The sequence below is a fragment of the Desulfocicer niacini genome (assembly GCF_054657595.1).
The window spans coordinates 54,853-77,955 of the sequence record NZ_BAAHYK010000019.1; the positions used below are offsets into that span (position 1 = coordinate 54,853).

20 protein-coding genes and 1 pseudogene are annotated in these 23,103 nt (G+C 49.3%); 3 read left to right on the forward strand and 18 right to left on the reverse strand.

The annotated features are described in order from the left end of the window. The first annotated feature begins 398 nt into the window (after nucleotides 1–398). The 3 genes from ACYQ2M_RS11915 to corA all read left to right on the forward strand — a co-directional run bounded on the left by ACYQ2M_RS11915 (nucleotide 399) and on the right by corA (nucleotide 4,934). A complete protein-coding gene (locus ACYQ2M_RS11915) occupies nucleotides 399–2,822 on the forward strand; it encodes a penicillin-binding protein 1A (protein WP_459916571.1) in 2,424 nt (807 codons plus the stop codon). 205 nt (nucleotides 2,823–3,027) lie between these two features. Further along, nucleotides 3,028–3,705, forward strand: a complete 678-nt coding sequence (locus tag ACYQ2M_RS11920; RefSeq protein ID WP_459916572.1) for a zinc ribbon domain-containing protein — start codon at nucleotides 3,028–3,030, stop codon at nucleotides 3,703–3,705. 164 nt (nucleotides 3,706–3,869) lie between these two features. After that, the gene (corA, locus tag ACYQ2M_RS11925; protein WP_459916573.1) at nucleotides 3,870–4,934 is read left to right on the forward strand and encodes a magnesium/cobalt transporter CorA; all 1,065 of its coding nucleotides are present in this window, start codon (nucleotides 3,870–3,872) and stop codon (nucleotides 4,932–4,934) included. 6 nt (nucleotides 4,935–4,940) lie between these two features. Here corA and ACYQ2M_RS11930 read toward each other — a convergent pair whose 3' ends face one another. The 18 genes and pseudogenes from ACYQ2M_RS11930 to ACYQ2M_RS12015 all read right to left on the reverse strand — a co-directional run. Further along, nucleotides 4,941–5,462, reverse strand: a complete 522-nt coding sequence (locus ACYQ2M_RS11930) for a type I restriction enzyme HsdR N-terminal domain-containing protein (RefSeq protein ID WP_459916574.1) — start codon at nucleotides 5,460–5,462, stop codon at nucleotides 4,941–4,943. 86 nt (nucleotides 5,463–5,548) lie between these two features. After that, nucleotides 5,549–7,090, reverse strand: a complete 1,542-nt coding sequence (gene gpmI / locus ACYQ2M_RS11935; RefSeq protein WP_459916575.1) for a 2,3-bisphosphoglycerate-independent phosphoglycerate mutase — start codon at nucleotides 7,088–7,090, stop codon at nucleotides 5,549–5,551. Nucleotides 7,091–7,120: 30 nt separating this feature from the next. After that, complete coding sequence (gene rsfS, locus ACYQ2M_RS11940) at nucleotides 7,121–7,492, reverse strand: ribosome silencing factor (protein ID WP_459916576.1); 372 nt, start codon at nucleotides 7,490–7,492, stop codon at nucleotides 7,121–7,123. Beyond that, nucleotides 7,489–8,139, reverse strand: a complete 651-nt coding sequence (gene nadD / locus ACYQ2M_RS11945) for a nicotinate-nucleotide adenylyltransferase (protein WP_459916577.1) — start codon at nucleotides 8,137–8,139, stop codon at nucleotides 7,489–7,491. Before nadD ends, rsfS begins: the two co-directional genes overlap by 4 nt. A gap of 9 nt (nucleotides 8,140–8,148) precedes the next feature. Further along, nucleotides 8,149–9,405 (reverse strand): glutamate-5-semialdehyde dehydrogenase, encoded by a 1,257-nt coding sequence (locus tag ACYQ2M_RS11950; RefSeq protein WP_459916578.1) that lies wholly within the window; start codon nucleotides 9,403–9,405, stop codon nucleotides 8,149–8,151. After that, entirely contained in the window at nucleotides 9,402–10,553 is a 1,152-nt protein-coding gene (gene proB, locus ACYQ2M_RS11955; protein WP_459916579.1) for a glutamate 5-kinase, read from the reverse strand. Before proB ends, ACYQ2M_RS11950 begins: the two co-directional genes overlap by 4 nt. Further along, the gene (gene obgE / locus ACYQ2M_RS11960) at nucleotides 10,546–11,547 is read right to left on the reverse strand and encodes a GTPase ObgE (RefSeq protein ID WP_459916580.1); all 1,002 of its coding nucleotides are present in this window, start codon (nucleotides 11,545–11,547) and stop codon (nucleotides 10,546–10,548) included. The genes proB and obgE overlap by 8 nt, the downstream gene beginning before the upstream one ends. Next, nucleotides 11,544–11,798: a 50S ribosomal protein L27 gene (gene rpmA, locus ACYQ2M_RS11965; RefSeq protein ID WP_459916581.1), complete on the reverse strand. Its 255-nt coding sequence runs from the start codon at nucleotides 11,796–11,798 to the stop codon at nucleotides 11,544–11,546. Before rpmA ends, obgE begins: the two co-directional genes overlap by 4 nt. Nucleotides 11,799–11,815: 17 nt before the next feature. After that, entirely contained in the window at nucleotides 11,816–12,127 is a 312-nt protein-coding gene (gene rplU / locus ACYQ2M_RS11970; protein WP_459916582.1) for a 50S ribosomal protein L21, read from the reverse strand. Nucleotides 12,128–12,253: 126 nt separating this feature from the next. Further along, a complete protein-coding gene (locus tag ACYQ2M_RS11975; protein WP_459916583.1) occupies nucleotides 12,254–15,007 on the reverse strand; it encodes a GAF domain-containing protein in 2,754 nt (917 codons plus the stop codon). A 99-nt stretch (nucleotides 15,008–15,106) separates the two neighbouring features. Beyond that, entirely contained in the window at nucleotides 15,107–16,264 is a 1,158-nt protein-coding gene (gene dsrP / locus ACYQ2M_RS11980) for a sulfate reduction electron transfer complex DsrMKJOP subunit DsrP (protein ID WP_459916584.1), read from the reverse strand. Nucleotides 16,265–16,275: 11 nt separating this feature from the next. Beyond that, nucleotides 16,276–17,097 carry a sulfate reduction electron transfer complex DsrMKJOP subunit DsrO gene (gene dsrO / locus ACYQ2M_RS11985; RefSeq protein WP_459916585.1) on the reverse strand — a complete coding sequence of 274 codons (822 nt, stop codon included), beginning with the start codon at nucleotides 17,095–17,097 and terminating at the stop codon, nucleotides 16,276–16,278. After that, a complete protein-coding gene (dsrJ, locus tag ACYQ2M_RS11990) occupies nucleotides 17,094–17,489 on the reverse strand; it encodes a sulfate reduction electron transfer complex DsrMKJOP subunit DsrJ (protein ID WP_459916586.1) in 396 nt (131 codons plus the stop codon). Before dsrJ ends, dsrO begins: the two co-directional genes overlap by 4 nt. Further along, complete coding sequence (gene dsrK / locus ACYQ2M_RS11995) at nucleotides 17,482–19,128, reverse strand: sulfate reduction electron transfer complex DsrMKJOP subunit DsrK (protein WP_459916587.1); 1,647 nt, start codon at nucleotides 19,126–19,128, stop codon at nucleotides 17,482–17,484. Before dsrK ends, dsrJ begins: the two co-directional genes overlap by 8 nt. Nucleotides 19,129–19,131: 3 nt before the next feature. Beyond that, nucleotides 19,132–20,139, reverse strand: a complete 1,008-nt coding sequence (gene dsrM / locus ACYQ2M_RS12000) for a sulfate reduction electron transfer complex DsrMKJOP subunit DsrM (RefSeq protein WP_459916588.1) — start codon at nucleotides 20,137–20,139, stop codon at nucleotides 19,132–19,134. A gap of 57 nt (nucleotides 20,140–20,196) precedes the next feature. Next, nucleotides 20,197–20,715, reverse strand: coding sequence for an RsbRD N-terminal domain-containing protein (locus ACYQ2M_RS12005; RefSeq protein WP_459916589.1), 519 nt, complete (start codon nucleotides 20,713–20,715; stop codon nucleotides 20,197–20,199). 260 nt (nucleotides 20,716–20,975) lie between these two features. Continuing rightward, entirely contained in the window at nucleotides 20,976–22,304 is a 1,329-nt protein-coding gene (locus tag ACYQ2M_RS12010; protein WP_459916590.1) for a M18 family aminopeptidase, read from the reverse strand. Nucleotides 22,305–22,574: 270 nt separating this feature from the next. After that, nucleotides 22,575–23,021, reverse strand: a pseudogene (locus ACYQ2M_RS12015) (trimethylamine methyltransferase family protein); the annotation flags it as partial. Nucleotides 23,022–23,103: the final 82 nt, after the last annotated feature.

Consider the following 23,103-nt stretch of genomic DNA (forward strand, 5'->3'; position numbering starts at 1 on the left):
GTGGGCTGGATTCATGGTTTTTTTACAGGGGGAAAAGAGACTGAATTCCTTAATTTCCCAAAGGCAGCGTTATCCATGCCATAACCCAACCATCATCCAAGGTTCCCTGCTTGCCATGGTCTTTTTTATCTGATAAGTACTCACAATGGATTTAAGATCCGGCATACGCCAAAATTAAAATAGGGCTTGCTCACAACATGGGACACTTTGCGGTGGGGTCAGGCTTGCGTTATTGCGGCTTTTGTTAAAATTTTCTGAAACACAGGCGGTTGTCAAAAGACGCAATAACACAAGCCTGACCCCGTTGGCCCGTCAATTTTGACGCGTGACCCATCTTAATGGCCAAGCTCTTTGAATTAAAAACTTGAATATAATATCTATTAAAACAGCAGGGATCAATGACAGATACAGACAAAATCAGACCAGACAGATCTGCCTCACAAATACGAAAGCAGCGTGAAAAAAAGAGTCCCTCCGGTCTCTTTGCCACCCTGTTCAAATGGATGTTGATACTTGTATTTTCCACAGGCGTACTTGTGTGCGCCGCCGGGGCTGGATTTTATTTTTATATCAGCAAGGATTTGCCCCAGATAAACAGTTTAAAGGATTACCGTCCAGCCACGGTGACAACGGTATTTGCCGATGACGGCAGAAAAATAGGCGAATTTTTTCGGGAACGACGTATTGTTATTCCGTTGAATGAAATGCCTCAACACTTGAAAAATGCCTTTATTGCCGCTGAGGATTCCCGGTTTCGGGAGCATGGCGGAGTGGATTTTGTCGGCATCCTGAGGGCTTTTTTTAAAAACGTAAAGGCAGGAGCCATTGTCCAGGGAGGAAGTACCATCACCCAGCAGGTGACTAAATCTTTTTTTCTCACCCCGGAGCGTACCTATGAACGCAAGGTAAAGGAAGCTATTCTGGCCCATCGCATTGACCGCCATTTTTCCAAGGATGAGATTTTGTTTCTCTATCTCAACCAGATTTATCTGGGGCATGGGGCCTATGGCGTGGAAGCAGCTGCGGAAAATTATTTTGGCAAGCATGCAAAGGATCTTGATCTTGCCGAATCTTCCATGCTGGCAGGTCTTCCCCAGGCCCCCAGCAAATATTCACCATTCCGTCATTATGACCGTGCCCGTCAGAGACAGATTTATGTGCTTAACCGTATGAAAGAGGATGGCTACATTGACAATGTGGCCGCCACCGAGGCCATCAATAAATCTCTGGATATTCAGCCCCGGAAAAACTGGTTCATTGAAAAGGTGCCCTGCTACACGGAGCATGTCCGACGATATGTGGTTAAAAAATATGGTGAAGACGCCCTTTACGAGCAGGGGCTTCAGATATACACCGCCGTGGATATAGAGTATCAGAAAATTGCCCGTCAAGAGGTGCAAAAGGGCCTTGTGGAACTCGATCGACGTCAGGGTTTCCGGGGGCCCATTAAAACCCTGGCACCGGATGCCATTGAACCCTATTGCCGGGCCGCTGCGGCTGAAATGCACAAGGAAACCCCGGTACCTGATGCTGTGTACCAGGGAGTGGTCACGGGATTTGAAAAAAAGAGTAGAAATACCCTGGTCCGGGTGGGAGATTTTAATGGAATTATACCCGTAAAAGACATTCAATGGGCAAGAACCCCCAACATAAAGCTGGCCCCCTGGCAGAAGAAAATCAGCCGTCCAGAACAGGTGTTTTCCCCCGGGGATGTTATCACCGTCCGGGTGGTTACCTTGGATGAAAAAGCTAAGCGCTGGGTGTTTTCTCTGGAGCAGGAGCCCCTTGCCCAGGCTGCTTTGCTGAGTATAGAAACCGGCACCGGGCTTGTAAAGGCCATGATCGGGGGAAGAGACTATAAAGATTCCCAGTTTAACCGGGCCATCCAGTCACGCCGTCAGCCAGGTTCAAGTTTTAAGCCCATTATCTATTCGGCGGCCCTTGACAAAGGCTATACGGCCGCAAGCGTAATTATTGATTCTCCTGTGGTGTTCACCGATGCCAAGAAAGATTTCACATGGAAGCCCCACAACTATAAAGATACCTTCCATGGTCCCACCCTGTTTCGTCATGCCCTTGTCAAGTCACGAAATGTGGTGACGGTGAAAATTGTCCAGGATATTGGCATTGATTATGTGCTCGATTATGCAAAGCGGCTTGGTATCACCTCCCCCATTGCCAGGGATCTTTCCATCTCCCTTGGTTCTTCCGGGACGTCTCTTCTGGAAATCGTGGGGGCCTACACAGTTTTTGCCAACCAGGGGTATCGCATTGAACCGCTTTTTATTACCAAAATTCTGGATCGGGACGGCAATATCATTGAGCAGGCGGCGCTCAAAAGGGAAAAAGTCATTGATATGAGTACGGCCTATATAATGACAAGTATTCTGGAAAGCGCGGTGACCTCGGGCACCGGATGGCGGGTCAAGGCCCTGAAACGCCCGGCTGCCGGCAAAACCGGTACCACCAATAACCTTCATGATGCCTGGTTTCTTGGTTATACCCCGGAGTATGTCACCGGCGTTTGGGTGGGATTTGACAATGAAGCCCCCCTGGGAAAAGGAGAGACAGGCTCCCGCACGGCAAGCCCCATATGGCTGGGGTACATGGCCGGTGTGCTGGAGGGCAAGCCCATTCGTACCTTTAATGCCCCCGAAGGCGTTGTATTTGCAAAAATTGATGCTGCTTCAGGGCTTTTACCCAATGCCGCCTCTGCTGAAACGCTTTTTGAGTGTTTCAAGGAGGGAACGGTCCCCACAAAGGTTACCCCCAGCTCTAAAGTTTTGACGGAATCAGAAGATCTGTTCAAGTCGGATTTTTGATTTTTCTATGTTTTATCTGGAGAATGCGCCCTGCGACCAAGTCCGGAATCAAACTTGTTCCCTTTGCTGCTTCATTGACAATGTAGCCCCCGGGTCTTAGCTTCTAATCTGAATTTTTCAGCCTGTATTGTGGTTATCTGTATCGTATTTTCATGTTTCGTTGTGTCCGTCAGGACGCGTGTGTTATATAAAAAGGAGATTTAATATGGCTTTTGAAACCAAAGAGGAAGTGCTCCAGAAAATTCTGGATATGCCAAAGCCCTGCTGTCCTCATTGCAATATTGAGATGGATCTCTGGGAAGTTCCTGAAATAAATTTCAGTGACGGCCTGGGATGGGGAACCCCATATTTGTTTGTGTGTTTTAATGATGAGTGTCCCAGCTATAAAAAAGGGTGGGAAGATTTAAAGGAAACCATGGAGTATCACGCTTCCTACCGCTGCATCAATCAGCCTGGAAATGATCATTTCGATTATATGCCGGTGTTCAGTCCCATGGGTGGGACCGGTCAGAAACTGGACACCGAGGCTCTGGTGGCAAGGAATGCCCAAAAAGAGGCGTTAAAGGTGGGATTTTCCATGTTGACGGATTTTTATATGTCCAAAGATTGGGATGAAATTCTTAAAGTGCTTTTGGACCCCCTTAAACCTGCAAGGGTAAGACATAAAGCTGCTGAAATGGTGGGGGAACTGGCAGACACAGAGGCCATTGAGCACATTGTCAATCATAAATTTCCCTCACCACTGCTCCAGGAGGCCACCGCCGAGGCGGTAAAGGCAATACATGCCCGTCATTATACAAGGGAATGTCCTTTTTGTGCCGAGATCATAAAAAATAGGGCCACTGTCTGCAAGCATTGCGGTAAAGACGTTCCCAGGGGATAATCATTTAAAACAAGGGGCTTGTCACAACCTTGGCCAGCCATGAAAATGGGTGGATCAACGGGACCAGGCTTGATATTATTTATAATAAAATAGTTAAGATCCCAAGCCTGACCCCAACACAAGTCCCGCTGTATCCACCAGGGTTCCAAAGGAGGCTCACTCCCATGGCACGTTTTCTAAAGAAGCGTCATCAGAGCAAAGGCCAAAGTCCCGGTTCGTTAATCTTCATTGGGCAGAAAAAAACGGATTCAGTCCAAATCCGGGTAATTGATTACGATGCCGGGAGCCTGGCGGAGAAGGAACTGTCAGACATCAAAGATGGTTCGCATTTAAAAAAAACGGATACTGTCACATGGCTCAATATAAATGGCCTTCATGACACCGAAATTATCAAGGATGTGGGACAGGTATTTGACCTGCATCCCCTGGTAATGGAGGATATCTTGAACACGGGACAGCGACCCAAAATTGAAGAGTTTGACCTCTATATTTTCATTGTATTGAAGATGATTCGGTATGATGAGGACTCTGAAATGATAATAAACGAGCAATTGAGCGTGGTGCTCGGGGAAAATTTTCTGCTGACTTTCCAGGAACAGCCCGGAGATGTTTTTGATCCTGTCCGGGAGAGGATCAGAAGAAACAAGTCCCGGATCAGGGCTTCCGGGACGGATTATCTTGCCTATGCCCTTCTGGACACGGTGGTGGACAATTACATCTACACCATTGAGCTCATCGGAGAGAAGATTGAAGACATTGAAGAAGAGGTGCTCTTTGGGCAGTGCCCGTCCATTATGGAAAAAATTAATGGGTTCAAGCGGGAAATCAATTATTTGAGCAAGTCTATCCGTCCGGCCAGGGAAGCCATTCTTCATATGTCTCGCATTGACAGTCAGCTGTTTGCAGAACAGACCATTCCCTTTCTAAAAGATCTCCAGGACCTGATTAATCAGGCCACGGAAGCCATTGATACCTACCGGGATCTTTTGACGGACCAGCTTAATATCTATAATTCGGTGATGGCAAACCGCATGAACGACATCATGAAGGTACTGACCATATTTGCCGCCATTTTCATTCCTCTTACCTTCATTGCCGGCATCTATGGAACCAATTTTGAATACCTGCCGGAGCTGCATTATAAATACAGTTATTTTGTTTTCTGGGGTGTGCTTGTTGTGTTGGCCGGTGCTCTGCTTGTTTTTTTCAAACGAAAGGGATGGTTCTGACCCCCTCTACTGGTCGCACTCATTTTCATCTTTTTCAATATTATAGGAGCGGAACAGAATCATTTCCCGCTCCTTTTTCTTTTCAGGAAAGGATTGTTTTTCCATGGTTTGTAAATGTTCAACGGCCCATTGTCTTGTGGGAACGGCATCCATGCCCTCTCCTGCAGGTTTGCCGGTGATAACATCTCTTACCAGGGCATCTATGCCGTTGGTGGAAACCGAAAAGGGGATCTGGTGATCATACACAAGCCTGGCTCCGGCAAGAATTTCCCGCTCATAGGAGCCAAGGGAACCTGCAATGCATCGCACCGCCATGAAGGGCTGATCTTCACAGAATACAACCAGATCAAGGGTGGAATGGTAGGGCTGGCCCTGGAAGGTAACGGTGATGGGTTCGTCCACCCGGATTTCCTGTTTTGAAAACCCCTTGATGTCCACCAGAATTTTTTCAAACAGCTGGCGACTGCCTTCGGCTCCCACGTCGGGAACAGGTTTACCGGTGATGTAATCAATGAGAATGTCTTCCATGGGACCTCCTTGGATTGGATTGGATAGATGGCTTTCCCCCTCCACTACTGCCCGGAAGGGTGAGGGTTCCCCCTGGGTTTGTGATATCAGAACAGGGGGGTGCCGGTCATTTCCCCGGGGACGGGAAGATTTAACACCTTCAGGGCCGTGGGGGCAATATCGCCGAGAATGCCTTCTTTTAAAGCGGTGTTCCGGTAATTTTCCCCTGCCAGGATGAATTTGACCGGGTTCAAGGTATGGGCCGTGTGGGGGGAGCCATCGGCATGAAGCATCTGTTCGGCATTGCCATGGTCGGCTGTGATCATGGCAGTCCCACCGGATTTCCAGATTTCCCGGACCACCATTTTGACACACTGGTCCACGGTTTCGCAGGCCGTGATGGCGGCTGACAGAACCCCGGTGTGTCCCACCATGTCCATATTGGCAAAATTTAATACCATGAAGTCAATGTCGCCGGATGCGATACGTTCACAGGCTTGTTGGGCCACCTTGTTTGCGCTCATTTCCGGTTTTTGATCATAGGTTTCCACCTCCCGGGGGGAAGGCACCAGGATGCGTTCTTCGCCCGGAAAAATCGTTTCATTGCCACCGTTGAAGAAGTAGGTGACATGGGCATACTTTTCTGTTTCTGCAATCCTGAGTTGGGTCAGACTGTGCTCACTGATTTCTTCACCCAGAATATGGGTCAGGTGCCGTGGGGGAAAGGCCACCTTAACGGTAAAGGTTTCATCATACTGGGTCATGGACACAAAGGATGCCATGGTCGGAATTTCCTGTCGATGAAATCCCGTGAAATCATTTTCGGTGAGTGCCCGGGTGATCTCCCTGGCACGATCGGCCCGGAAATTGAAGAAAATCAGGCTGTCTCCATCCCGGAAGGTGCCAGGAGATACTTTAGGTTCGCAGGTGATGTGAATGGGTTGGATAAACTCATCTGTCTGCCCCGCCTGGTAGGCCGATTCCATGGCCTCAACGGGATCTGAAAACAAGGCTCCCTTTGCCTTGGTGTAGAGATCGTAGGCTTTTTGAATCCGTTCCCACCGGGTGTCTCTGTCCATGGCATAAAATCGTCCGCAAAGGGAAGCAATGCGCCCCACGCCTTTTTGCCCAAGGTGGGCTTGAAGCTTTTTTACAAAGGTGATACCGCTTTGGGGGGAGGTGTCCCTGCCATCAAGGATGGCATGGACGGCAACATCGGTTATACCCTTGTCCCAGGCCATGTCAATGAGGGCCAGGAGATGTCTGATATGGCTGTGCACGCCCCCATCGGAGAGCAGTCCTAAAAGATGCAGCGTCTTTTTATTCCTCCCTGCATGGTCCATGGCATGGGACAGGGCTGGGTTGGAAAAGAAGGTCTTGTCGGTGATGGCATGGTTGATGCTAACCAGATCCTGGTAAACCTTTCTTCCGGCACCAATGTTCATGTGTCCTACCTCGGAATTTCCCATGACACCGTCCGGAAGTCCCACGGCATCACCGAAGCAGGAGAGGCGGGTCACCGGGTACCGGGTTTCCAGCTCATTTAAAAAAGGCATCCGGGCCTGGAGAACGGCATTGCCTTTTTTTTCCGTCAGGGCCCCCCATCCATCCAGGATAATCAATGCATTGACGCTTTTATTCTGTTCCATTACGCACCTCTTTCATATTCGGGTCTATATTCAATCCTTTTTATCAAAGGAAGAAATGTCCAGCCTGGGGGCATCGGCCCATAGTCCTTCAAGGTTGTAGAATTCGCCGGATTCCCGGTCAAATACATGGACCAGTACATCACCGAAATCAAGCAGTGCCCAAGAGCCTTCCTTAATGCCTTCGGTGCCAAGGGGCATGTGTCCCTGGGCTTTTATTTTAATGTAAATGTGCTCGGCAATGGCGGTGACCTGGCGGGCGGAGCTGGCCGTAATGATAATGATGGTATCGGTGTAGGCTGTGAGTCCCCTGACATCCAGGGCAACAACCTTTTCGGGTTTTCGTTGAAATGCAGCGGCAAGAAATGGCGTTGCATTTCCGGCAGCAGTGGGGTCTTGGGTCATGAATATAGTCCTTTTTTTATAATGAACTCTTCCACAGGTCCGGGGACCAGTAAATGAATGGATTGATTCCTTTTGATTCGGCTTCGAACAAGGGTGGATGAAATTTTAATTTCCGGGGTTCGGCAGATATGAACTGTTTTTAATTCAGGGTGATGAAAACGCATGGATACATCATCAAATTCATAGGTCCGGCTGACCTGAAAATCCAGAAAGGCGGCAATCTCTTTGGTTGCTTTTTTTTCTCCGGCCCGGGTCATGAGAATAATATTTATTTTTTTAAATATGTCAATGGGCTGCTTCCATGAGCCCATGTCAAAGAAGGCATCTGTGCCAAGGATGAAGTAGGGGTCTGTTTCAGGGGAGGCTTCGTCAAGAAACTGCCGGATGGTATCAATGGTGAAGGAAGGCCCGTTTCGTCTCAGTTCCAGGTCGGATACGCACAGTCCGGGAATGGCTCGCAGGGTGTTTTCTATCATTTCAAAGCGATCCCGGGCCGGTGCCAGGTTCTGAAAGGGCTTATGGGGCGGAATGCCGCAGGGAATCAGATGGATTAAGTCAATAGCAAATGTTTCCCTTACGTGGGAGATTACCTGTATATGGCCATTGTGAAGGGGATTGAATGTGCCTCCGAATAAGCCCTCTTTCATGTATACCTTCTATTGCCTGGTGTGTCCCTTGCCTTTCACCACAAATTTGGTGGCAGTGAGTTCTTCCAGTCCCATGGGACCAAAGGCATGGAGTTTTGAGGTGGAAATGCCGATTTCAGCTCCCAGGCCCAGTTGCCCGCCGTCGTTGAAACGGGTGGAGGCATTGACCCCCACCATGGAGGAATCCACCTGGCGGATGAATTGATCTGCATGGGCATCATTGGTGGTGACAATGACATCGGTGTGGTCGGAACCATAGGTGGCAATGTGATCCATGGCCGATTTCATGTCCGGCACTACTTTTACGGCAAGGGTAAGATTCAGATATTCGGCATGCCAGTCGGCTTCCACGGCCGGCACCGCTTCCGGAAAACCGGCACAGGTGCGTTCACAGCCCCTGATTTCAACCCCTGCCTTGTGATATTGAGCCAACATGGGGGCTAAAAAAGTGCCGGCTGCCTTTTCGTGGATCAGCAAGGTTTCAAGGGCATTGCACACACCGGGACGGTGGACCTTGGAATTAAAGCAGACGTCAAGGGCACTTTGCATGTCAAAGCACTCATCAACATAAACGTGGCAGACCCCTTTGTAGTGTTTCAACACTGGCATTGTGGCGTGGTTCACCACATAGCGAATCAGGGCCTCTCCCCCCCGGGGGATTACCACATCAACATATGCTTCCTGTTTTAAAAGATGGGTGACGGCTTCTCTGTCGGTGACGGGCAGTATCTGGACGATTTCCCCGGGAAGTCCGGTTTCCGCCAGGGCCTCCTGGATAATGGAGGCCAGAATCATGTTGGAAGAAAAAGCTTCTGATCCCCCCCTTAGAATGGTGGCATTTCCTGCCTTAAGACACAGGGCTGCGGCATCAACGGTGACATTGGGACGGGATTCATAAATCATGGCAATGACTCCCAGGGGAATCCGCATCTTGGAAACCTCAATCCCAGTGGGACGGGTCCATGTCTGGGTGATATTGCCCACCGGGTCCGGCAGAGCAGTCACTTCGTTTAACCCCTGGATCATCTGGTCAAGGGTCTGGTGGGTGATGGTCAGGCGATCAAGCATGGCAGAAGACATGCCCTTTTCCCGGGCAGCCTTGAGATCCAGTTCATTTTCATGAAAAATGGCCTTTTGCTGCTCGTGGAGTTTTTGCCCAATTCGTGCCAGCACCTTATTTTTGGTGTCTGTGTCTGCGGTGGCAATGTGACGGGCGGCCTTTTTCGCTTTGATGGAAAGGGTTTCCACCATTGATTGGTAGCTCATGATACCTCTTCCTGTTCGTAGGTAATTGCAAGATTGTCCCGGTGGATCACTTCTGCATAGGGGCGTGATAGCTGGAGCACATTGCAGATTGTGTCACTTCGATGGCCCATGATGCATGCGATGTCCGTTGAAGAATAATTGACCAGCCCTTTGCCGAGAACCTGATTGGTGTCCGATTTTATTTCCACCGAAGCCCCTTTGTTGAAAACGCCGTTCACCGAGGTAATTCCAATGGGCAGAATACTTTTTCCCCGGTTGAGAATGGCTCGGCTGGCCCCGCTGTCCAGATGAATTTCTCCTTGGGGCTTCAAGCTGTAGGCGATCCAGCATTTACGGCTGTTCAATCGTTTTTTACCGGGAACAAAATAGGTGCCGTCCTGGGCACCGTTGAAAATGCGGGAGATGATTCCCCATTGCCTACCGGGGGCAATGATCATGGGGATACCAGCCCGTGCCAGGCGTTTTGCTGCCTGGAGTTTTGTCAGCATCCCCCCGGTACCAAGGGTGCCCGGTGCACCTGCGGCGGCCTGTTCCATCTGGCGGGTAATCCGGTTCACCACGGGAATAAGCCTGGCATCACTGTGTTCCCGGGGATCTTTATCATACAGCCCATCGGTATCAGTGAGATTTATCATGAGGTCGGCATCCATTAAAAGGGTGATCAAGGCCCCGAGGTTGTCGTTACCACCTAATTTCATCTCTTCGGTGACGATGGTGTCATTTTCGTTGAGTATGGGAACTATGCGCCAGTCAAGCAGGGTGTTTATGGTGTTTCTGGCATTGAGATATCTTTGCCTGTCCGCCAGGTCATCCCGGGTGAGCAGCAGCTGGGCCACCTTGCAGCCCATGGTTTCAAAGGCTTGCTCATAGGCAAGGATAAGCCCCGCTTGTCCCACGGCTGACGCCGCCTGTCGACCCTTGACATCATCGGGTTTTTTGGAAAATCCGATTTTTTTGACACCGCAGGCAAGGGCACCTGAAGAGATCAGAATCACCTGAATCCCCTGGGATGTCAATGTGCCTATGTCATGGCTTAAATGCTCAATGGTCTCAAGATTCAGCCCATGGGGTAAAGATAGGACTGCGCTGCCGACTTTAATAACAATTCGCCGGCAGCTTTCCAGGGTCATGTGTCTGACGCTATCCATCTGTTTTTCCGAGTTTGTCCGCAAGAATCTGTTTCAGTTTTTCGGTTCCCTGGCCTGTGGCTGCCGAAAGGGTGATTACATCATGTCGGCCCGATGCCTTGATAAAGGCATTGCATTTTTCCTTTGTCCCTGTGAGGTCTGTTTTATTCAGGACCAGCAGTTGGGGTTTTTGGCCCAGAGCCTTGCTGTACTGGCTTAGCTCGGCGTTGATCAGGTGATAGGCTGTCAGGGGGGAGTCCGGGTCAATGGCGGATGAATCAATGATATGAACCAGAATGCCGGTACGCTCAATGTGTTTTAAAAACTGAATGCCAAGCCCCACGCCCTGGTGGGCGCCTTCAATGAGACCGGGTATATCTGCGATGGCAAAGGGTTCGCCATAGTCAGGCTGCACCATGCCAAGGGAGGGGGCAAGGGTGGTGAAAGGATAATCGGCAATCTTGGGTCGGGCCGAAGACAGGCTGCTGACCAAGGTAGATTTTCCAGCATTGGGAAGGCCCACCAGTCCTACATCCGCAAGAAGTTTCAGTTCCAGGTGCAGGTTGAACTCTTCTCCGGGCATGCCCGGTTGGGCATGTCTGGGGGCCCGGTTGGTGGAACTTGCAAAGCGTTTGTTGCCCCGTCCACCAATGCCGCCCTTTGCCAGAATGAATTCCTGGTCGGGTTCGGTGAGGTCGGCAATGAATTCTCCCGTGTCAGCATTAACGACCAAGGTGCCGGGGGGCACAGGTATAACCTGGTGTTCTGCATTTTTACCATGCCGCATCCTGCCCATTCCAGGGGTGCCGTTTTTGGCACGGATCATCCTCTGGCGTCGCAGATCAAAAAGGGTTCTTTTGCTCTGGTCTGTCCTTAAAATAATGCTGCCACCGTTTCCGCCATCACCACCGTCAGGACCGCCCCGTTCTATGAACCGTTCTCTGCGGAAACTTACGCATCCGGGTCCACCGTTGCCGGACCTGACGTAAATGGTTGCTTCATCTATGAATTTCACGCTTCATAAACGCAGACTCTCTTCTTGTCGCGGCCCTTTCGTTCATAGGCCACAACCCCATCGATCTTTGAAAAGAGAGTGTAATCTTTACCCATGCCCACATTCTGACCGGGATGGATTTTGGTTCCAAGTTGTCTTACCAGAATATTGCCTGCAACAACGGTCTGTCCGCCATAGACTTTGATGCCCCGTCGTTGTGAATTACTGTCGCGACCATTCTTTGAGCTGCCGCCTGCTTTTTTATGTGACATATCTGTCTCCTTATTGTCTACGCCTGGATGGAATCAATTTTCACAGCGGTGAAGGCCTGTCGGTGACCTTTCATTTTCCGGTAGCCTTTCCGTCGTTTGTACTTGAACACAAGCACTTTTTTGCCCTTGCCCTGCTCAACGATGTGGGCTTTCACGGCAATCTTGTCAAGATCATCACCGTTTAGTGTCAGGTTTTCACCGTCGGAGTACATGAGGACATCACCAAATTCAATTTCAGATCCTTCGCCGCCTTCAAGTTTTTCCACCCGAAGCAAATCGCCCTCTTCCACTTTGTACTGTTTTCCACCGGTTTTTATAACTGCATACATATGCATTGTCTCCTTTATGTACTTATCTTATGTAACCATTGCGCCTAAATCCCGAATAATAGGGTAACCCCCTTGTTTTGTCAAGATAAAAAACAGATGACAGGGCTCCGGGGCAAGGTTAAAACGCTATTGAGTTGGGGGAAAATTATGCAGCAGAAGGCTCATTTCCTGGCTTGTGGTGGCAAGGGAAGGCGGAAGCTTTATGTCCCGGGGAAGAGACACTCCTTCGGGACGGGTCAGGGACAGCAACTCAAACACCCTGATATTTTCCACTTTGGGTGCGTCCTCCGGCACCATGATTTCATTGACCGTCACCGAGTTGCACATGGCCTTCATGGTTTTTTCCGAAAGCAGTATGCTGTTGGGTTTGCGCTTGGTGAGTTCCTGGATGCCGAACACGGAATTCACCGCATCACCGATGACGGTGTAGTCCATTTTTTTGTCAAACCCGATATTGCCCACCACCACCTCTCCTGTGTGAATACTGATGCCCATGCTCAGTTCAATATCAATTTTTGCATCAATTTTTTCCTTAAGCTCCGTGTTAATACCCACCAAAGCTTTCTTCATTTCAAAGGCCGCACATACAGCATTGTCTGCATCGGAAACAGTGGCAAGGGGGGCACCGAACAAGGCAAGAAATCCATCACCCAGATATTTATCCACAATCCCCTTGTGAAAAAAAATAATTTCGCCCATGACAGAGAAAAAATGGTTCAATACAAAAACTGTTTTCTGGGGGCCTATGGCATTGGCAAGCCTGGAGAAGTTTCTCAGATCAATGTTTAAAATGGTGACGGTTTTGAGTTCTTCCATGAGGTGCTGTTCATGGCCGGCGCCATGGACGATGCGATTGACAATTTCCTTGGGTACAAATTTTTGGAAAATCTGGCGAATGCCCTGTTCCTGATCTGCTCTGAGCAGAGTTTCCTTGTAAAGCCTTGAATTTTCAATGGCGATGCTCACCGATGAGGCAATCGCCTGGAGCAGTTGCTGATCATCGGCCATGAAATTACCATTGCTCTTGTTTAATACCTCAATGACCCCGATAACTTTTCCCTGGGAAATCATGGGTACACAAAGGGCCGATCGGGTGATAAACCCGGTGGCATTATCAATGGCGGAAAAAAACATTTTGGAGTGCTGCACATCATTTTCAATGACGCAATCCCCCTTGGCAGCTACATACCCGGCAATTCCCTGACCCATTTTTATGGTAAAATCATTTGCTTTTTTCAGGTTTACATTAAAGGCTGTTTTGACCCGAAGCAGATCTTCTTTGTCCATTTTTCCCTTCTCAATGAGAAGAAGGGAGCCCGCTTCAACCTTCATGGCCACCCGGATCATGTCCATGGTAAAGGATAGAACCTGCTCAATGTCAAAGGTGGATGAGGCCAGCATACTGCCGATCTGTTTGATGGTGGCAAGTTCACTTGCCCGTTGCCGGGCGGACTGGGAAAGGGTGGTCTTTTCCAAGGCAAGGGCAAATAGATTGGAAATTTTCCGGGTCAGTTCCCGGTTTTCCAGGGCAACTGCATGGGTTTTAAAAATAAAGGCAAAGCATCCGATGAGCCTGCCTGAATTCATCAGGGGATGAATGATGCCGGCATTTCCCCCGTGGCTTAAAAAAAGGGTTTTTTCAACAGGCGTTTTCAATTCTTCCTGGAGATTTTCCATGAGGGTGGAATCCCCCTGGATGAACAGACGTTCCAGAATGGAATCTTTGCATGGATAAGTCTGTCCCCGTTGAATATCTGTCTTTTCTCTGGAAAAGAAATCCACAATGGAGACGGTGTCACCATGGCTGGAGATTTCGTTGGTCATCAACACTGCCCCCTGCAGGGGAAGGATATTGAGCGTATCTTTTAAAAGGTTCTGGTACAGCTCAATGTCACGCATGCTGGAGTTAACTGTGTTGATCAGTCGGCCGATGACGTTTTCCGTGTGGGTGGAATGTTCTTTCTCCTTAAGAAGTCTTAAGTTCTCATAGGTAAATGCGGCATTGGAAACCAGTGGCACCAGTCCTTCCACCTCTTCTGAGGTGAAAATTCTGTCATCGGATTTCCGGGAGAGGGTCATTACCCCGATGATGTCCCGGATGGTTTTGATGGGCATGCACACAAAGGATTTTGTTCCATACTGGGATTTGTTAAGCCTGCCCAGGCGGGTATCCTTTTCAATATCCTCCACCACAAAAGGTGCCTTGTTGATGACGGCGTATTTGGCAATGCTGCTTTGAAAATCAACGATGTCACCGATGCCAAGATGTTCCCCAAGCCCGATACTTGCTTTGGCCACAAAGTGTTTCTGAGGTGTGTTTTCAAGTATTAAAATAGACCCTATGTCCGCATTGGCAATGCGAAGTCCCCGTTCCAGGGTAACATAGAGTAGTTCTTCGGGATCAAAGGTGACATAACAAAGATCGGAAAGTTCCTTGAGAATGGCGATTTCAGAAACTTTTTTTTCCAGCTGGGAAAAGGTCTGATTGAGCTGTCTTTCAAAGAGGGTAAAGGATTTGGAGATGTTTTCCACCTCATCCACCCCTTTGCGGATGCCGTTGGATTTAAATTCTTTTTCAAGTACCTGGGTGATTTTATTGGACATGGTGGCAATTTTTTCGAACACCATTCTCAGGGTAACGAACCCGGCAAGGGAACATATAAGAAAAAGTGCGAAAAAATGGGGCACATATTGATCGGACAGAAGATTATAAGTGAGCAGGAAGTAGAGCAGGCCAAAGGTGGGGATCAGGAAAAAAAAGCCAAAAATAATATTGAGTTTCTGGTAAAGGGACTGATCCTGGCTACTAGTCAGACGGGGGAAAACGATGTGTTTGATTTTCCACCAGAACCCTTGGCGTTTACTTAGCGGTTCACTCATAGTATTTCTTTTTCCTGGAAAGAACCTGTTTAAACAGCGGGGCGTCCTGCAAAAGGACACCCCGCATGGAATTACTGAAGATTAAAAAATTTGATCAAATTATCCCCGTACCTCCTCTTTCACCGTGGTGGCAAGTTTGTAAAGGACGGTGAGAATCAGAAAACCGGTGGCAAAAACCCCGAGGCTGATGACGATCTCTTTACCCGTGGGAATATACTCCGTCACGGTGTGAAGGGGGTTTGGAACAAACCCGCCGGAGATCATGCCAAGGCTCTTGTCAATCCAGGTACCGATGATGATCATGACACAGGTATAGGGAAGCAGGGTTTTATTGCTTCTGAATGCTGGTACCACCATCAGGGCAATACCGATGAACATCAAGGTGATGGATGTCCACATCCAGGGTACCAGAGCGTTATGGCCATGGAGTCCGAAGAACAGGTACTGGATATGGGACATGTGCCCGGGAATCTTGCTGTAAAAAACCACAAACACTTCACACAGAAAGAAGAATACATTGGCAATCAATGCATAGCATACAATCTTTGACAGGGTCTGAATGGCTTCCCAGCCCGGATCAAATTTACTGATTTTTCGAATCAGGTAGCAAAGCAGAATCAGCACAGAGGGGCCTGCCGCAAAGGCGGATGCCAGAAATCGAGGGGCCAGGATGGCCGTAAGCCAGAATCCCCTGCCGGGCAGACCGCAGTACAGAAATGCGGTGACAGTGTGAATGCCGATGGCAAAGGGAATGGACAGATAAATCAACGGGGTGGTCCATGCCGGTGGTTTTACCTGATTTCTTTCAGCTTCCAATACCTTCCATCCAATGACGATGTTAAGGAACAGGTAGCCGTTGAGCACACACATATCCCAGAACAGCATGGAATGTGGGGTGGGGTACAAAAGCACATTAAGCATGCGGGTGGGCTGCCCCAGATCCACCACAATGAACAGCAGGCACATGATCAAAGAGGCCACGGCCAGGAATTCACCCAGGATGGTGATTCTGTGAAATTTCTCATAGTCATGGAGATAATAGGGAATGACCACCATGACCCCACCTGCGGCAACCCCCACAAGATAGGTGAAATTGGCAATGTAAAATCCCCAGGAGACATCCCGGCTCATGCCGGTGATCATCAGGCCGTTGAGGAACTGATCAATATAGACGACAAAGGCCACAGCCATGACAGCGAGGAGCAGCCCCAGCCATATCCAGTACTTTTTGCTTCCTTTAATAGCTATTTCAAGCATACGTGCCTCTCTTACATGATGTAGTAAACAGAGGGCTCGGTTCCAAGCTCCTGTTTACGTCGGATTGCATAGTTTTCTGCCAGAAGTTCCCTGACGGTGGATGCAGGATCTTCAAGATCGCCCACGGTGATGGCCCCTTCTGAGACTTCTGCACAGGCCGGTTGCAGCCCCTTGGCCAGACGTTCGGCGCACAGGTTGCATTTTTCCACCACACCCTTGGTCCGGGTGGGAAAGTCAGGGTTAACCTCTTCAATGAATGGACGGGGATCCCTGAAGTTGAAGCTTCTGGAGCCAAAGGGACAGGCAGCCATGCAGAACCGACAGCCGATGCAGCGATGGAAGTCCATGATCACAATGCCGTCTTCGCGTTTAAATGTGGCCTGGGTGGGGCATGCCTGGACGCAGGGGGCGTTCTTGCAATGGTTGCAGGTCACAAGAAAGGGAAGGTGTTTAAACTTTTCCGCCAGAAACTCATCTTCCTTGTCCGGAAAAGCATGTTGAAAATGTTCTTCCCAGATCCATTTGATTTCCTGGGTTTTATTGGTCGGTCGGACATTGGGATACTTTTCGGCATCGGGTTCATGGGTGAAGTCGGGCACATTGTGGGCCTTGCGGCAGGCATGAACAATGTTTTCAGCAACTTCATCGGTAATCTTGTTGGTGTCAATGACCATGCCCCAGCGTTTGGCGGTGAGGGCTTCGGGTTTTTTTGTTTTCATCGGTGTGGCGGTTGTGCCGCCGGATGACGCCACGGCTTTTATTGCCGGAGCCGCACCAATGCCCAGTGCAGTAACCCCCGCTGCTTTGAGAAAGCTTCTTCTGCTTTTTTTCATTGGTTAATCTCCTTGGATGTTGTGTGACACTCCCAGCAATAGGGGTCTACAGAGGCATAGGTGTGGCATTTGTCGCAGAATTTTTCCTTGTCTGTGTGGCATCCCAGGCAGGATTCCTCACCGGTGGAAAGACTCATTTGAAAGGATTTTCCATTGGTATTTTCATACAGCCTGTCCGCATCCCTGACCACGGAATCCCGCCATTCATCCAGCAGGGACATGTGGTTTGCCCGCATGTCATATTTATCCAGTACACATTTTTTGGCGGCTTTTGCCTTGGCTGAAAGTTCTGGCTCCGGTGCGGCACTGCTGCCGCCGATGTTGTACCAGAAAGGGAACAGTGCCATGGCAACAAACACCACAAGGCCCGCCATAATTGCATTTTTATTCATCTGCTTCCTCCTTGCCGGGTAGCGGTTCCATTCGCAGATCCATCTCTCTTTCCTGCTCGCCCGGCAGAATCAGGGCGTTTCCAACCAGTTCATGTATACCATAAACTTCAACATCAGGTACCCAGTATTCCATCAAGGTGGACAGGGCTGCCCGGTCGATGGCACAGATGGTGCCAAGGGTGTTGACGCCGAATTTTTCGTGGACATATTTTACAGCATTGGCCCGGGGAAGCCCACCGGCCATTCTAAGTTCAATGTTCTCACCGGCATTGAGACCTGCGCCACTGCCGCAGCAGAAAGTTTGCTCACGGATGGTATTGGGCGGCATTTCAAAGAAATTGTCGCATACATTCTCAATGATATAGCGTGGTTCCTCAAGCAGTCCCATGCCCCTTGCAGGGTTGCATGAATCATGGAAGGTCATGACCCGGTTGGCATTTCGACTCTTGTCAAGTTCCAGTTTGCCGTGTTTGATGAGGTCTGCCGTGAACTCGGTGATGTGAACCATTTTGGTGGATTTGGCATTTTCAAACTTGGTTCCCGTGATGGGGTTCACCGGCTCTTCCAGGAAATCGGCAGGGCCGTTCATGGTGTCCATGTACTGGTTGATCACCCGCCACATGTGGCCGCACTCGCCGCCCAGAATCCATTTGACCCCCAGACGTCTGGCTTCGGCATACATCTTGGCGTTGAGCCGTTTCATGGTCTCGTGGGAGGTAAAAAAACCAAAGTTGCCGCCCTCGGAGGCATAGGTGCTCCAGGTGACATCCAGGTCGTACTTATCCTTGAGGTATTTGAACAGGATCATGTAGCCCTGGCAGGTGTAAGTGCCCGGATCTGCAAACACATCCCCTGAAGGGGTGATGAACAGAATGTCCGCCCCTTTTTTATTGAACTGGGGGGCCACATTTACGCCGGTGATTTCTTCAATATCTTCGGTGAAGAAGTCGAGCATGTCTTTAAAGGCATGGGGTTGAATACCCAGATGGTTACCGGTCTGGTAGCAATTGGATACCGGGGTGGCGATCCAGTCAATGTTTAGACCAAGAAGGTTTAAAAGTTCCCGGCCCATGATGGTGATTTCTGCGGTGTCAATGCCATAGGGACAGAAAACCGAACATCTCCGGCATTCGGTGCACTGGAAAAAGTAGTACCACCATTCTTTAAGTACATCCAACGTCAGGGGCCTGCCACCGCCAAGTTTTTCTCCACCGGGGATTTTACTGAGCAGTTTGCCTGCCTTGGTAAAGTCGTTACGGTAAACCGATCTCAGCAGTTCAGCTCTTAGAACCGGCATGTTTTTCGGATCGCCGGTGCCAAGGAAAAAATGGCATTTATCGGCACAGGCGCCACATCGAACGCAGACGTCCATGAAAATTTTAAATGTTCTGAATTTTTCCAGACGATCCTTGATGCCGTTGTGGATGATCTCCTGCCAGTTTTCCGGCAGTTTCCAGTCATCCTCTATGGGATTCCAGGATCTGGCATTGGGCAGTCCAAGGGTCTCCACACTCTCTGCTTTTGCCGCATAGCAGTACATGCCGGGCCGGATCTGGACCGATTCGCTCATCCAGCTGCCCCGGGAGGGGGTGTGGTCTACCTTGTCCAGTAATTCATCGGGTGTAAGTTCGTCAGACATTGATTACTCCTTCTTATCCACTGGAAGTCCAGCTTCTATCATTTTTTCTCTGAAGTGATCTTCATACTGCTCATAGGTATGAATGTCCACAGCATAGTTCCAGGGGTTAATATGTCTCTTGGCACGGGTGTTGTTGGCCATGTTCCGTGTGGGGCTGAGGAATATGCCGCCCATGTGCATGAGTTTACTCACCGGGAAATACGCAAGCAAGGCACTGACCATGAAGACATGGGCATAAAAAAGTCCACCCACGCCATCGGGGATGGTGGGATGAAAGGTGACAAGACCCATGGTGAAGGTTTTGATGCCGATGATATCTACTTTGGTGAAATATCTCATGGCAATGCCGGAAGCGGCAATGCCGATGATGAGAAAAAGGGGAAAATAATCGGCTGCCAGGGAAATATAACTTACCTTGGCATCAAAGATACGTCGGGCCAGCAGAAAAAGGGCCGCCAGCAGAAGCACCGCACCAGAGATAAAAAGGCCGGGCAGACCCAGCTGAATGATGCCGTCAAAAAATTCCAGGAATTTAAGACAGGCAGGAACAGGATCCATGAAAAACCGCAGGTGCCTGATGATCACCACCAGAAATGCGTAATGAAAGGCAAGGGCACCCAGCCACAGGAAAATTTCCCAGGAATAGGTCAGTTTGTTCTTTTCATTTCTGTTAAAGGCCGCTTTGGTATTGCGAAACAGGGATCTGAAAAGAAAGATTTCAAGAACCATGCGCACGAAAACCCCGGATGCCTTGTCAGGGTTGTCAATGCAGTTGTGTTTGATCCATGGAAGCGATTTCTGCTGTCCACAGGTTGTGGGAATCCGGAAGGGCACTGCGGAAGCAGCCCAGCCCATGACACGGCGCACAAAACCGCCGATAAAGGCGATGACCGCGACATAGGGGACTATTATTCCGAAGAACCACTGCATACCGGCTCCCTCAACCCCTGCATAAGCCAGCAGAAAAAGCAGCAAAACGCCTGCCAGGGGCAACATGTACTTTTGATTCATATTCCAACCACCTCACTGTTTCGGTTGTCTCAGATAAATGATTTTGAAACAACCTGTTTAAGATTTGTCTGAGTCAAGGAGTGTTTCCTCCTTAAGCTCTGTTACTAAACCTGCCCTTTCAAAGGCTCTGTGAATCCGCCTTTTGGATTCCGTTGCCTTTAAAAGGAATATATTTTCTCTGCACTTCATAAACCGGTTGAAGGCGGCCAGGGCAGTCTGGTCTATCTTTGCATCAAAGGCACTGTCCTTTTCACCGTTCAAGACGGTTTTTATAATCTGTTTGAGTTCAAAGACAAATCCCACAGCCTGGGATGCGGTGAAATTTTGAACAGCCCGGATCCGTATGACGGAATCCAGGGCATTTTCAATTTCATCGGCATTTATTTTTTTTTTGAGCAAGAGTGAAAAGGTTTCTTCAAGGCTCTGGGCGGTGGCGCTTCCCACGGGGTTGTCAAATTTGTTTTTTAATTTGCCCAGGACCCTGGCGGTTTCCTGGGGGTAGGTATTTATTGTTGATAGAAACCATTGGTCAATAATTGCCTTACGGTTCTGTTCAAGGCTCTGGTTAAAATCCATTTTTTAGTATTTTGCTCCGTTATCCCCTTGGCCGGCAAGGCGGTCTTTGGGAGATGATGAATGTGTGTTGTGCATGAACACGGACGTTGGTTCTGAAATTGAATTGATGATATTTGATCTGTTGTTTTTTACACCCAAAAACAAGCCCTTATCTGAAAAAAGGTTTTGGAATACACAAAAAAAGCAGGCCTGAGTTCATGCCCATCGATCAACGCCATGGGTTGAATCGTTAATTTAAGCGGTATAACCATACTGGAAATTTATGTCAAGGATAAAAGCGGAGCTGTATCAGTGGTGAACCAGTGTTCCAATACGTTGAAAAGGGCGTGGGGATCAGTGTTTCCCGTTAGCTCCCGAATGGCATGCATGGCCATGGTGGGGGCACCGACATCCACGGCTTTAATCCCCGTGGCAGCGGAGATGGAAGGGCCGATGGTGCTGCCGCAAGGCATGTCACTTTTCATGACAAAGGTTTGCACCGGCACGGAAGCCTCCCGGCACAGGTGTTTGAACAGGGCACAGGAGACGGCATCCGATGCGTAACGCATGGCGGCATTGACCTTTAATACGGGGCCTTGATTTACAAGGCAGGTGTGGGTCCCGTCATACCGTTGGGCGTGGGCCGGGTGGAGGGCATGGGCATTGTCAAGTGAGATTATGAAGGATCCGGCAAAGGCCCGGAGCCGTTGCTCCGTATCTGGTATCATCCGGGTAAGAATGTCCGTGACAAAGGAGCCCCTGGCCCCGGCGGCGGTGTCACTGCCCACCTCTTCATGGTCGGCCAGGATGGCCATGCACGGGGCTTCCCCCCGGGCAAGGGCAATGCCTTTGAGGGCGGCATGGCATGACAGCAGATTGTCAAGGCGGGGGGCACTGATCAGTTCCTTGTTAATGCCGGTGTAAAACGGGGCTTGGGCATCTGAAAAATAGAGATCAAAATCCAGAATTTCGGATATTTCATGGTCGGGTGCAGGGATGTTTTTTCCGGCATTGCAAAGCATTTCATGGAATGCCCCCGGTCTGGAAAAGGGCCCGGTGAAAACAAGGGGCGGCAGATCCACCTGGGCATTGATGATTTTTTTTGTGTTGGCCTCTCGGTTCAGATGAATGGGAAGGGAAGGGATGACGGCCACGGGGGTGTTTAGATTGATCAGACCGCTTTTGAGAACGTTTTCTCCTTTCTGATTACGGCACCGGAGAATGACGCGGCCTGCCAGATTTAATCCTCTGTCAAACCAGGTGTTTAAAAGTGCTCCACCATAGACTTCAACCCCCAGGCGTGTCATGGTATCATTGGTAAGTTCGGGCTGGGGCTTTACTTTAAGGCTGGGGCTGTCGGTGTGGGCTCCGCACAGTTTTATGCCGGTATCCCAGGGACGTTTATCTCCGGTGTAAAAAGCAATGATGGCACTTTGATTACGTACAACAAAGTACTTTGATTCTTTTTCAAGGTGCCAGGCATGGGTTTCATGGAGTTGTGTGAATCCCTTTTCAAGGAGGATCTGGCTGGCATTGGCAACGGCATGGAAAGGGGTGGGGCAGGTGTGAAGAAAATGAAATAAATCATCATTGAAATCGGTAATGTCCATTTGATAACCTTTTTTTAAGGACCCGGCTTTCGGAAAGTCAGCGTTGATAAGTGGGGTCCGCCCACTTCGAAAGCTGAGTGAAGGATTAACCAGAATCTGGTGCCTTGGATCAGGTCAAGGAACCCTTTGAGCTCCGCATGAACCCTGCATGATATCACATGTTTTCCATCAGTGGTAGCACTTAATTACTATGTTTCTTAAATCCTGATGAAGCGGTGAAAAGAACGTCCGGTTTTTTCCTGGTCATTCCTGGCAGGCAAAGGAAACCTGCTATTGCAAAGTGCCCCATTTCTTTTGACGCAGATCACATTCTTTGACAATTTCCAGGGGAAGGCTATTTTCAGGATTTGCTTTCATCAACTCAAGGGTCCTGGTACGCAGGCGGTCGTCCAGGGTTGATTCCACTGACGTGCCCGGGGCCTGTGTCTTTGTGCGCTGGAACAGTTCCGGATAAAATACCTTCTTAAAGTTTCTCATGGTGTAGGGTTCCATTAAAAAGGTTCCACTGGCACCAACTTTGTGGATGAGATCCAGCGTCAGGGTGTCTGTTGAGACATTGATCTCCTCCATGAATTTCTTAACCATTCCAGGTATTTCTTGGCCCATTACCAGGTGGCTCGGTGAAAGGATATTTCCATGATCCAGCCAGCAATGGGTGTCATGCATCAGCCCGCCACCCACGGTGGCCATGACAAGGTCCTGCAGACTAATGTTTTTTTGTTTGTCAGTGAGAGGATTAAATGTTTTTGATCGGACTTTTGTTGGAAAGGTGGGGGTAAATTATTAAAGGGGGGCAAGG